Source organism: Alteromonas sp. 4NH20-0056 (genome assembly GCF_057539655.1).
This window is the reverse complement of the sequence record NZ_BAAJLS010000005.1, coordinates 60,132-72,861: the sequence shown is the minus strand read 5'-3', so window position 1 is coordinate 72,861 and position 12,730 is coordinate 60,132. Positions and strand designations below refer to the sequence as shown.

Below are 12,730 nucleotides of genomic sequence, written 5' to 3'. Positions count from 1 at the left end.
CTATTAGCACATCAATGGCTTTGAAGAAGGCTCGATGAGCAGAATTTTTCCTTTTTCGTTCATCGACATAGCAACTTGTGCACCTAAGGCAATGTCACCTCGAATACTCTCTTGCATACTCAATGCACTAACAAGCGCGGCCGAAAGGATAATCGTGTGCTGTTGGCAATCGACGAACTGCCATTCACCTTCATTAGCAATAAGGGTAACCGGTTTCGTTAGTACGCGTTCAGAAAGCTCAGTGGCTCGTGCATAGTCTGTTGTATAAGCATTAAACTGTTTTGCGTATGTATTGCGTGAAGCAATCTCGTTCTCTAGCGTATGATATTCGACCGCAACATTAATAGGTGCTGTCGCAAGACCCTGTGAATATTGCGCACTCAATTGATAAACGCCGTATAACACCACAAGTGAAAATGCTGCCGCAGAGAAACTCACCCACTGCGGAGTGAATACACTGCGCAGCCCTTTTGATGCTTCGAGTTTATTAACGCGACGGTTATGGGCCATTGTTGAATGCTTTATATGGCCAGGTACACGATGCTTGCATTGTTCTTTTTCGTAAGCAGATTGAAGTTCGTCGTCTGACATTGCCATTATTTATTCCTCAATGAAGATTTGAGATTATCTTTCGCATACCGAATTCGCGTTTTAATCGTCTCTGAAGGGGCATGGCAAATTTCACTTATTTGCTTAACACTAAACCCCTCTAATTGCAGAGAAAGCGCCTCTTTTTGTACAAACGGCAAGCGCATCATCATGCTGTTTAAATCTGTTTCATCAACACTACCGCTTGGTGCATTATCGCTTGTGTGTTCGTCAGTAATATCGCTGTCATAAAGTATGCGTTTAGTTCGGCGTAGTTCGTCAATAAGCGCATGCCTACCTATGGTAAAAATCCACGCTTCAACGCTTGTATCTTTCTTGTAAAGGTGCTTTTTCTCAATGACTTTTACCCAAGTCTTTTGAGAAATGTCCGCCGCCAAATCGGCGTCGGACAATACCACGAGAAAATAATAGAGCTTGTTGGCATACATATCGAACAACATTGACAGCGCCGTATCGTCACCCGTTTTCACGAAGCTATCCATTAAACCCTCGGCCGTTGATACCCCACGCGCACCGTGTGCAAAGCGTTCCTTCAACGATATCAATATCCCAGCAGCATAACTCATAAGCTCATCCTTACTCCGCGAGCGCGAACTCCAACACTACTACCATTCCCGTTTGTTGAACAGGCTTTCCGCCTTCCATTTTCGGTTTGTATTTCCATTTAGATAGCGCACGGCGCGCCGCTCTGTTGAAGATGTTTTTAGGGGTTGCGTCTACCACCACAATATCTTCCACACTGCCACTAGCAGAGACATTGAATGTAAGTTTTACCCATCCTTCAATGCCCTCACGCGCCGCTTGCGCAGGATACGTTGGATCGCGCCGAAATTGAGGTGAAGCCTGCATATCGCTTTGCCCACCAGACAAGTTTATAGAAACATTAATATCGTTTTTAGGCACCTGCGTTAACGTGCCGAACCCATTTTGATTATCATTGGGTACCGGCTCAGGCTTTTCAGGATGAACTTTTGGCATTTCCACAGGCTTTTCCATAGGCTTAATTTTCTGTCGTTCTATGGTGTTCGGCTCATCTATTGCTAGAACTAATGGGCCTAGCGTGACGTACGCCTCAGGCTCTGGCGGCCGGCCATCTTGCTCTATAAGCTTTGCCATCATCGCAAACAAAGAAAACGTAATAATGCCCCCAATTACCACAGTACCTGCCAGTCTCAGCGATTTATTGCGATCCGCACTATTGTCAAAATAAAACGTGTGTAGTGTATGCATGGTATTTCCCCTCTTTTTCTAACTAAACGCACAACTACGGAAGAAGGGGTGAATATTTTTGAAGGAATATTAAATGACGGTTAACAAGACCGTCGATAAAACAAAACGTAAAGAAGAAAGAAAACGAGGCAGACCTAATGCATTATCACATCTACCTCGTTAGAGGCGTTTAGTATTTGAGGAATTTTATGCTCAGCGGATATACCCAAAACTCACCGTTATTAGCTTTAACGGCGGCGACAATGGCGAACACGACATTTAGCAATAATAGAAGTACCAACCCCAGATAGCCGATTAATACAATCATCAAGATTCCGCAAACGAAACTGTAAATGATGAAGCTAATGAGCCAATTAATCGTAACCCGCCCATGCTTATCTATGTCTACGTTCTTGTCTTTATTTGCTACCCACATAATCACGGGAAGCACAAACCCTAAACCAGGCATAACAATGCTTGCCAACTGACTTAAATGGATAAGCATGCAGTATGCATTGACTTGCATTCCCCAGTATTCTTTTTGTTCCATAACATCGTCTCCTTTTTATCATCACAGGCTAAATACTTATCAATACTGCTAACGTTACCATTAAACAAGATACGTTTAATAGTTTTAGAGGCAACGCCTATTTACGTTACTTAACGTCACAAACATGGCGATATTTCAAACCCGCGCTATCCAAGATCGGATTCAGCTATGCTGTTTAAACGTTTAATACAATGTAAAAAAATAGAGAATGCCGATACCCCAGCACAAAGGCTTCCAACCTGAGGTATAGACAGCGAGAACGCCCCCGTAACGAACGACTCTCCTATCGTGGAGCCTAGTACGGCTAACGCTGCGAGTAGCACTGCAAAAGCGATGATTAATATCGCCCACGTTCTTACTACAATCCATTTCGACATTTTCTTTCCCTAGTGCTGTTAATTAGCGTTATTAGTTATCGTTATTAATTAGTGATGTTCGACAGTAAACCCAAGACTTTACCGAAGCCGCTTTACTCGCAGCGACGACCAGCTCATTGTTACTGTCCGCCTATTATGCCTTAGATGCAATTCAATGTATTTCGATGTGGATTGCATGTTGCCTCAGTCGCTACCCGTGCCTAGTTGTCGATGCCTCATGTACTCTGCAAGTTCAACTGAATTGGGATGCTGACTTGAGGCCAGTGCAGCAAAAACACGGCGTTGGTCTTCAATGCTTTTATGCTGACCCAGTTTTTCTTTTGCATGAATGTCATCGACTTCTATTTTGAAACCCACCACCGCTTTTAACAGTTTATCGGTATAGTCTGTTGGCATTAACTCAAGGTTTCTTAGCACCTCTGGTTCATATTTTTCAACCGCTGCGTCTATTGCAAGCAGTGTCTCACTGCTGCTAAGCGTTTGAAAAACGCCGAAGCATTGAACCGATGCATAATTCCATGTAGGTACAGCCGGCCTTGACGCATACCATGTTGGAGAAATATATGAGTGAGGTCCGTCAAACATTACTGATACACGCTCTCCTGATGCACTCTTCCACTGAGGGTTGGCACGGGCCATATGGCCAACGATGATACCTTTATTGCCTTGTGAGGTGTCCAAAATAAGTGGAAGACGTGTGGCTTCTAAATTTTGAGAAAGTAACGTACCAAAGCCAAACTCTGATATGAAGCGATGAATAGCGTCTGCTTCTGAAATTTCCATATTTTTCGGAGTGTACATTTTTACGCTTTACGTCATAGGGGAACTGACCACGAGTTTATGTGATCCTGGCGTACTTTTCACTTACCCTTACATATAAAAGCCAGCAGGCGCTGGCTGAGACTATTTATTTTGTCGCGCCGCAAGCTTTTCGAGTTGCTCGTCACTGGCCGGAAGCTGATGATGCTCTTTCCACTGTGAGTACGGCATTTTGTAGACAACTTCGCGAGCTGCGTCGTAATCTATTTCAACGCCCCTTTCACTCGCCGCAGACGAATACCACTTAGCTAAACAGTTACGGCAAAAATCAGCCAAGATCATTAAATCAATGTTCTGAACGTCTTTATTGGCGTCTAAATGTTCTACCAATCGGCGAAACACCGCAGCTTCAACGTCGGTTTGGGTTTGCTTATCCATCCCTACTCCTTAATGTGATTTTTAAAATAAAAAAAGGGAGCCATGCTCCCTTTTCTACTTCAATGTTTCTACAAAAGCCATAAGACTCTTGTTACATCAGTATTACTCTGCGTCGTCAGACTTAGGTGCTGGGCGCTCTAGAAGCTCTTTAATGCTTAAACGTACACGGTTTTGGCGATCAATTTCCATAACCTTAACGTCAATCATTTGGCCTTCTTCTAGGTAGTCTGCCACTTTGTTCACACGCTCATGAGCGATTTGTGAAATGTGTACAAGACCTTCTTTGCCTGGAAGCACTTCAACGAACGCACCGAAATCAACAATACGAGTAACCTTACCGTGGTACGTTTTACCCACTTCGATTTCTGCCGTTACTTGTTCAATTCTACCGATAGCGATATCTGCTTTCGCACGCTCAGTAGCAAAGATTTTGATAGTACCGTCATCTTCAATTTCGATATTCGTATCTGACTCTTCAGTAATCTGACGGATCATTGCGCCGCCTTTACCAATTACGTCACGGATCTTGTCTTGGTCAATCTTCATTGTGTAGATGCGTGGAGCAAATTCACTAAGCTCTTCACGGTGACCACCGATTGCTTCATCCATTACGTTAAGGATGTGCAAACGTGCTTCTTTTGCCTGTTTAAGGGCAATTTGCATGATCTCTTTCGTGATACCTTCAATCTTGATGTCCATTTGAAGTGCAGTAATACCACCTGTGGTACCCGCCACTTTAAAGTCCATATCACCAAGGTGATCTTCGTCACCAAGGATATCTGAAAGTACAACAAAGTTTTCGTCACTCTTCACAAGACCCATCGCGATACCCGCAACTGATGCCTTGATAGGAACACCCGCATCCATAAGTGCAAGTGAAGTACCACAAACAGACGCCATTGAAGATGAACCGTTTGATTCTGTAATTTCAGAAACGATACGTACTACATACGGGAATTCTTCTTCGCTCGGCATTACTGCTTGAATACCACGCTTCGCCAAACGACCGTGACCAATTTCACGACGCTTAGGAGAACCAATCATACCCGTTTCACCAACACAGTATGGAGGGAAGTTATAGTGAAGCATGAAGCGGCTGTCGCGACGGCCTTGAAGCTCGTCAATCATCTGCGCATCACGTTCTGTACCTAGCGTAGCAGCAACGATTGCTTGCGTTTCACCACGAGTGAAAACAGCAGAGCCGTGTGTACGTGGTAAAATACCTGTCGCAACATCGAGTGCACGAATCATCTTAGGATCACGACCGTCAATACGAGGTTCACCAGCAAGAATGCGTGAACGAACTACGTCAGACTCTAAGTCATGAAGAAGGTTAAGCACTTCTTTTTTGTCTTGTGTGTCGTCTTCAGCAAGAATTGCTTCAAGTGCCTTGTCAGTTGCAGCAGTTACTGCATCTTTACGCGCAAGCTTGTCAGAGATTTGGTAAGCAGCAACCATTTCAGCTTCAGCTAACGCTTTCACTTTTTCTTTAAGGGTTGTATTTTCTGCTTCTGGTTTCCAATCCCACTTATCGATGTTAACGCCAGCAGCAAATTCATTTACCGCAGTAACCACAGTCTGTAGTTGCTCGTGACCGAACATAACTGCGCCTAGCATGACATCTTCAGAAAGCACGTCGGCTTCTGATTCAACCATTAATACCGCGCCTTCAGTACCCGCAACAACAAGGTCAAGTTCGCTTGCTTCTTGCTCTTCAACACGTGTATTTAGAATGTATTCGCCGTTTGTATAACCAACGCGCGCTGCACCGATAGGACCATTGAATGGAATACCAGAGATTGCAAGTGCAGCAGAAGTACCAATCATCGAGATGATATCAGTAGGAATATCTGGGTTAGCAGACATTACCGTGATAACAACCTGTACTTCGTTCTTGAACCCTTCAGGGAATAACGGACGAATTGGACGGTCGATTAGACGTGCTGTTAAGGTTTCGCCTTCTGAAGGACGACCTTCACGCTTGAAAAAACCACCAGGGATTTTACCAGCAGCGTAAGTCTTTTCTTGGTAGTTAACAGTTAGTGGGAAGAAATCTTGATCTGCTTTCGCTTCTTTCTTACCAACAACCGTTACTAGTACAGCAGTATCATCCATGCTTGCCATGACAGCTGCTGTTGCCTGACGAGCAATTACGCCCGTCTCAAGTGTTACAGTATGCTGACCATACTGAAATGATTTAGTAATAGGAGTCACTATTTGTCCTTTAATTTCATTCTTATTTATCGCTTATAATCGCGGCGCATAGTATAGCCATGAACGCACACTATTGCCATTACCAAATTGATTTACTACGCGGCGTTATGAAACGCTATTTGACAATACACTTTGCGCGTATTCATCCTCTTTCATCGCCTTGAACCATAAGCTGAGCCAATCTGAGCACATTTTGTGTTCAAGAGCCAGTGCTTCATCGGTCGGGCAAAAAAGACTAACCCTGATGACAACTTTGGCCAATTCATTGGTTTTTATTTCAATCTCTGGGTCTATTTGTATAAATTCTTGTTCTAGATGACGTTCAATCAGGCCTTTATAACGTTCTGCTACATCTCTAAAATATTCGCAATGGGCTTGTGCGCGTGCCTGAAACGCGGGTAACAAGCTGTATGCGTTGACGATCGGCTCATTTACAATTTCAAAAGAATGTAGTTTGTACCGGCGCAAGAAGTTTAAATTACGCACGGTTTGGGTAACAAGTTGACTGTTCGGAACATACACGTGCTTACCGGTATAGTTGAACGATTCACTATCGACTTCAAGCAGAGCGGTTTTCGCCCAGTCCATTTCCACCACTTCACCCACAACGTTATTCATTTGGATCCAATCTCCTACCCTAAATGGCCTTGCACCTAAGTAGTAAATAAAACCCATAAAACATTGAATAAACTCTCGCGTCGCGAGTACGATAGCAACCATGAACGCAGCAATAGAGATAGCAAGATTTTGTATTTCTGAAGACCACACCATCATGAGTATAATAATGATGAGCGCATTGCCGAGTTGTTCAAGAATATTAATTTGATTTCTGCGATCTTCGCCACTTCTGTTACTGCTTAACTTAATTAGTTTTAACAAGCCCTTCTTTATGTAATGAAGGACGATAAGCAATAACAACGAGGTGGCGAGTTTATATTCGGAGGTAAACGACAGTAGTTGACGCCAAATTAAGTCTGGGTCAATCGCTATTTCCATGCCTGTACTCCTAATAAACCTATGATAAAAAATAAAAAAAGCGCTGGTTGTTAACCAGCGCTTTAATTATGAAGTATCTATGGCCCTGACACAATGCAGACCAGTATTACTTTCGTAAGAAAGCGGCTTTTCCTAAAGATTCAGCTTATGCGCGAATCTGGCCTTCGCCATTAACAAGGTACTTCTCAGACGTGAGTGACTCGAGCCCCATAGGTCCGTAAGCGTGTAGTTTAGTGGTCGCAATCCCAATTTCTGCGCCAAGACCTAACTGACTGCCGTCAGAAAAACGCGATGATGCGTTAACCATAACCACGCTTGCGTCAACGGCACGTTGAAACAACTTGGCTGCAGCTTCGTTTTTCGTGCAAATAACTTCGGTATGGTTGCTTCCAAACTTGGCTATATGTGCAATGGCTGCATTAAAATCATCAACAACACGTACAGCAATTTCAAGCCCCAAATACTCTTCGCCATACGCATCTTCACTGATAACATCTGCATCGTCGAAAAACGCACTGCCCGCTTGGTTCACGTGAACCGTTACGCCGTGTTCTTTAAATGCTTTAGCCACACGAGGTAGAAACTCATCGGCAACCTCACTGTGTACTACTAGTGCTTCAAGCGCATTACATACGCCGGTACGCTGCGTTTTACCGTTAAGCAATATCGCCAATGCTTTATCAAGGTCAGCGTCTTTATCAACGTACAAATGACACACGCCTTTAAAATGCTGGATAACCGGCACTTTTGCGTTGTCAGTAACGTAGTTGATAAGCCCTTCACCACCGCGAGGAATGATTACGTCAATATAGTCGCGTTGTTCCATCAATTCTTGCATCAACGCCCTGTCTGCATTAGGTATAACCGTTACCAACGCTCTTGGAAGACCATGTTTCTCTAACACGTCTTGCATCAACCCAGATATGGCTAAACTGGTATCTAACGCTTCTTTACCGCCACGAAGAATGACGGCATTACCTGATTTAAAACAAAGCGCACCCGCGTCTGCGGTAACGTTTGGACGTGCTTCATAAATCATGCACACAACGCCCAAAGGAATTCTCATTTTTTTAATTTCGATACCGTTAGGGCGTGTACCAATAACGCGCTCTTGACCCACCGGATCGTCTAATCCGATAATCACCTCAATGCCTTCGGCCATCGCTTCAATGCGTTCATCATTCAAAATGAGGCGATCAATCATTGCTGCATCTAAATTGTTTTCTTTTGCCCGAGCGACTTCTTTTTCATTCACTTGAACGATAGTACTTTTATTTGCTCTTATCGCTGCAGCCATATCGCTAAGCACCGCATTTTTTTTCGCTTCGTCTAATATAGAAAGCACCTGCGCGGCTTCTTTTGCCTGTTGGGCTAATTCCGTAATAATACTCATTCTTCCTCCAAATTTGCTACGTGCTGATCAGAAATAATAGGGCCAGTTTTCTCTTCGAACTCACTGGCGAACTCGTCGCTGTCCTGATTAGCAATAAAATTAAGTAGACAACTGCTGTAATTCGATTTTGCCTTGACCAACTTTGTGCCATCAGCTTTTCTCACTAAAATGGTATCCCCTACCGAGAATTCCCCATTTACGCCGATGATTTCACTACTTGTAAGTTGTTCACTGTCACTCTCTAATGATTCATCAAAATCGCTTTCCACAATTACTTCGCCCTGTGCGTTAGATGTATGTCTCATCCAATGCACATTCTCCTGCATAGGTTTAGCATGGGCGCTAAAATGTGTACCTGGGTTGTTGCCAGACAGCAACATATTAAACGATGTTTCTGTAAAACCATTAATAATATAAGTGTCTATACCATGCGATACGGCTTTTTCAGCCGCCTCGATTTTTGTGCGCATACCGCCCGTGCCGACACCACCTTTAACCGCACCGCCCGCCATGGCATAAATGCTTTCGTCGATAGTGTCAACGTCGCGTAGCAGCTGCGCATCATCATGCTCATGTGGGTTCTTGGTATATAACCCGTCAATATCTGAGCATATGATGAGTGCGTCCGCATCAGCCGCCGCAGCAACCATTGCAGACAAGTTATCGTTATCGCCCACTTTGAGTTTGTCAGTTGTTACCGTATCGTTCTCGTTTACGATAGGTAACACACCGTGTTCAAGTAAACTAAAAATCGTTTCACGAATACTGACATAACGCTCTCTATCACGTAAGTCAGCGTGGGTTAATAAAATTTGCGCTGATGGAAAATCAAATAATCGATCCCACGTCGCCATCATTTCGGTTTGCCCAGCGGCTGCCATCGCTTTTTTGATAGCAATATGAACATTTTCAGTCTCTGGGAACAGATGTGAACCTGCCGCTACCGAGCCAGAAGAAACGAGAACAACTTGTGTCCCATTTGCTCTGCATTTAACAATGAATTGTGCGATGCTCAAAAGATAGTGGCTACTACACCCCTTCTTGTTAGGTGATATAAGTGCGCTACCTACTTTGATAACCACACGATTCCAACTAGGATGACTCATAATTAATACTTACCTTAAGATTGTTGATTCGCTAATTCTAGGCTGACTTCATCGAACGTTTCTGCCACCGCTTTGCTAGGCGACGCAGAAAAAGAAGAGACAACCCACAGGCTCACAGCACTCACTGCAAACCCTGGAATAATTTCGTACATAACACTGCTTAGTGTTTCACCGTTACTCAAAACGGGCGCATAAATCCAAAACAGAACGGTAACTGCCCCAGATATGATCCCTGCTAACGCCGCAGTATGGCTTAGGTCTCGTTTATACAACGAGAAAAGCACGAGAGGACCGAAAGCAGCACCAAAACCTGCCCACGCGTTACTGACTAACGACAAGATACTGTTTGACGAGTCCATCGCTAAAAACAGTGCAACGGCGGCTACGCCAGCAACACCTACACGACCGAGCGTAACGGTTGTCTGTTCTGCCATCTCTTTTTTATTCACTACACGCAAAATATCTTCTGTTAGCGAACTCGCCGATACCAAAAGCTGAGATGAAATAGTGCTCATAATGGCTGCGAGTATCGCTGCCATTAAAAAGCCGCTAATTAACGGGTGAAACAAGAGTTGGGAAAACACGATAAAAATGGTTTCAGCATCATCTATCGGTAAACCAAAGGCATTAGCATACGCAATACCGACAAACCCTGTGCCTAATGCTCCCACTATGGTAACGAGCATCCACGACATACCAATATTTCGTGCCACGCTGACTGATTTCACTGAGCGTATTGCCATAAAACGAACAATAATATGTGGTTGTCCGAAATACCCGAGTCCCCACCCTAAACTCGAAATCAAGCCGATTGCTGTGAGTGATGCGACCGATTCAGAAAAGTCTGGAATTGATAAGTACGCTGACTCTGTCATTTGAGCCGCGCTATCAAACTGCATAAACGCGACAACAGGGACCAAAACGAGCGCGACAAACATAATGCATCCCTGAACGAAATCAGTAAGACTCACCGCTAAGAACCCACCCAATAGTGTGTATGACACAACAACGCCAAGCGTGATAAATAAACCTAGTTGATAGTCGACGGAAAAGGCGCTTTCAAAAAGCTTTCCGCCAGCAACCAGGCCCGCAGACGTGTATAGGGTAAAAAACATCACTACGATCACTGCAGATACAATTCGAACTGATGCATTGGGCGTATTAAAACGTTTTGCAAAGAACTCGGGAACGGTGAGCGCGTCGTCAGCGTATTCGGTATACAAGCGAAGCTTGGGGGCGACTAGGAGATAATTTGCTAGCGCGCCGGCAACAAGACCTACAGCGATATACACGGCGTCAAAGCCTGTAAGAAACATGGCACCGGGCAACCCCATCAGCATCCATCCTGACATATCAGATGCACCCGCTGACAGCGCGGTAACTTGAGGGCTGACTTTTCTACCGCCTAGAATATAACCCGAAATGTCACTTGTGGATTGCTTATATGAAAACAAGCCGATGCCGAGCATCGCAATAAAATAGATACTCAACGAAATGTAGCTTTCGATTGGCATAACGTGGGTTGTAATCCTCTACTGCTAAGAAAACCTAATCATCCGTGCCTCAGCGCTGGCGATGAATATTGATGCGATACCGTTTACGCTTCTCTTTATTAAAAGGTGCGTAGACAACACTTCAATACATCGAACTAAAATGATTAGAGTTCAAATAATATAAAGGTTTCTCAGATTTTTTCAAGTTCAAATTTTAGGCTACATGTTCAAAGGAGCAAGAAAACATGAAAATCAACCCAACCACTCACGTCACTACAATTACCAATCAAAGAAAATTAAAAGCACCTTCAAAACAAAAACTTACCAAAAAATAGTATCTGCAAAATTAAAATAACTTGTCGATAATTTATGCATAATTATTGATATTTATATTCACTTATTACCATTTGGAATATTTTTTCAGCTAAGCGCATTTGTTAGGATATAACCTTCAACAAGAGCCTTTCCAACCGTATATTCTTAATCGACTCTTCGCATTTTTTATTTAAAATAGTATTTACGTTGCTTATAAGGTCTCTTCGCATTTTTCTATCATCTATTGCGGCAAATAGCTTCGGATGAATGTAATACTTTCGGCATACTACAGGAGTGTTCCCTAACGCTTTTGAGACATGCTTCGCCAGCGTGGGAGCCCACTTTCTGTTTTTCCTCGCGTTTACTGAAGCTTCAACCTCTGGCAAAGCACGTAACGCAATTCTGCTCGCAGCCCACGTTCTAAAATACTTACAACTGTAATCATCTGACATATGTCGCTGTATAAAATGATTCATGTCTTCACTGGTCAGGTCACGCCACTTGGCATCGTCGCCTTGATAACGAAATATTGCGTACCCCTGTAAATTGATACACTCTTTAACAAGTGTCGACAACATGGGGTCATTTATTTCAACAGTTCGCGCCTTATTATGCTTACCGGTGTAATTAAACAGGATCCGATCTTCTCTCACTTCCGCGTGTTTTCGGCGCAAGGTGCTCAACCCATAGGTACTATTTTCTTGCGTGTATTGTGCATGACCAATCCGCGCGCCTGTTTTATCAAGCAGCAGCCCCACAAGTGCACATGCTCTTTCCACGCCCCATTCATTAGTTTCAAGATAGCTAAAGCAACGCTGCCGAAAATCCTCAATAGACAAACCAAATTGACAAAGTGAAGCAAACTTCGCGGCCTGCTGCTGTTTATGCCATTGATGGTGATAGATGTATTGGCGTCTATCTTTCTCATCATGTCCAATGGCTTGTATACTCGCTGTTGGTAGCTTACTGATACGAACTGAACGCCAATTTGGCGGGATGACGAGACGTTCTATTCGCCTCAACGCCTTGGCTTTGTTTACTCGCCTACCGTTTTTATAACGATAATAAAAACCCCTTTCTGCGCTGCCCTCACGCATGATGTGAAGATGTTCATCGTGATTCGCCACACGCACAATATCTTCTTCGAGCGTCGCTTCAGCATCATGTTTTCTACGTCCATTTTTACTCATGGTTACCTATCACTCGCATTGTATTGCATACTTCTACGGCTAAATGTGCCCGATAGACGTTTATTATTGAGATAAGTAAAG

Annotated in this window: 13 protein-coding genes; all 13 read right to left on the bottom strand. The window is 43.7% G+C overall.

Annotated elements, in window-relative coordinates:
• Nucleotides 1-3: 3 nt before the first annotated feature.
• Nucleotides 4-597 (bottom strand): hypothetical protein, encoded by a 594-nt coding sequence (locus AC27EZ_RS10815; protein WP_487135349.1) that lies wholly within the window; start codon nt 595-597, stop codon nt 4-6.
• Nucleotides 597-1,175, bottom strand: a complete 579-nt coding sequence (locus AC27EZ_RS10810) for an RNA polymerase sigma factor (protein ID WP_487135348.1) — start codon at nt 1,173-1,175, stop codon at nt 597-599. Before AC27EZ_RS10810 ends, AC27EZ_RS10815 begins: the two co-directional genes overlap by 1 nt.
• A 10-nt stretch (nt 1,176-1,185) precedes the next feature.
• Nucleotides 1,186-1,839, bottom strand: coding sequence for a TonB family protein (locus AC27EZ_RS10805; RefSeq protein WP_487135347.1), 654 nt, complete (start codon nt 1,837-1,839; stop codon nt 1,186-1,188).
• A gap of 169 nt (nt 1,840-2,008) precedes the next feature.
• Nucleotides 2,009-2,368, bottom strand: coding sequence for a DUF4870 domain-containing protein (locus tag AC27EZ_RS10800; RefSeq protein WP_487135346.1), 360 nt, complete (start codon nt 2,366-2,368; stop codon nt 2,009-2,011).
• 146 nt (nt 2,369-2,514) lie between these two features.
• Nucleotides 2,515-2,745 carry a hypothetical protein gene (locus AC27EZ_RS10795; protein WP_487135345.1) on the bottom strand — a complete coding sequence of 77 codons (231 nt, stop codon included), beginning with the start codon at nt 2,743-2,745 and terminating at the stop codon, nt 2,515-2,517.
• Nucleotides 2,746-2,928: 183 nt separating this feature from the next.
• The gene (locus AC27EZ_RS10790; protein ID WP_487135344.1) at nt 2,929-3,546 is read right to left on the bottom strand and encodes an FMN-binding negative transcriptional regulator; all 618 of its coding nucleotides are present in this window, start codon (nt 3,544-3,546) and stop codon (nt 2,929-2,931) included.
• A 102-nt stretch (nt 3,547-3,648) separates the two neighbouring features.
• Nucleotides 3,649-3,942, bottom strand: a complete 294-nt coding sequence (locus AC27EZ_RS10785; RefSeq protein ID WP_487135343.1) for a DUF1244 domain-containing protein — start codon at nt 3,940-3,942, stop codon at nt 3,649-3,651.
• A gap of 102 nt (nt 3,943-4,044) precedes the next feature.
• The gene (pnp, locus tag AC27EZ_RS10780) at nt 4,045-6,156 is read right to left on the bottom strand and encodes a polyribonucleotide nucleotidyltransferase (RefSeq protein WP_487135342.1); all 2,112 of its coding nucleotides are present in this window, start codon (nt 6,154-6,156) and stop codon (nt 4,045-4,047) included.
• 105 nt (nt 6,157-6,261) lie between these two features.
• Nucleotides 6,262-7,152: a mechanosensitive ion channel family protein gene (locus AC27EZ_RS10775; RefSeq protein WP_487135341.1), complete on the bottom strand. Its 891-nt coding sequence runs from the start codon at nt 7,150-7,152 to the stop codon at nt 6,262-6,264.
• 145 nt (nt 7,153-7,297) lie between these two features.
• Nucleotides 7,298-8,545, bottom strand: coding sequence for a glutamate-5-semialdehyde dehydrogenase (locus tag AC27EZ_RS10770; protein WP_487135340.1), 1,248 nt, complete (start codon nt 8,543-8,545; stop codon nt 7,298-7,300).
• Nucleotides 8,542-9,651: a glutamate 5-kinase gene (gene proB, locus AC27EZ_RS10765; RefSeq protein ID WP_487135339.1), complete on the bottom strand. Its 1,110-nt coding sequence runs from the start codon at nt 9,649-9,651 to the stop codon at nt 8,542-8,544. Before proB ends, AC27EZ_RS10770 begins: the two co-directional genes overlap by 4 nt.
• A 14-nt stretch (nt 9,652-9,665) precedes the next feature.
• Nucleotides 9,666-11,165: a sodium/proline symporter PutP gene (gene putP, locus AC27EZ_RS10760; protein WP_487135338.1), complete on the bottom strand. Its 1,500-nt coding sequence runs from the start codon at nt 11,163-11,165 to the stop codon at nt 9,666-9,668.
• Between the two features lie 416 nt (nt 11,166-11,581).
• Nucleotides 11,582-12,649, bottom strand: coding sequence for a DNA topoisomerase IB (locus tag AC27EZ_RS10755; protein WP_487135337.1), 1,068 nt, complete (start codon nt 12,647-12,649; stop codon nt 11,582-11,584).
• Nucleotides 12,650-12,730: the final 81 nt, after the last annotated feature.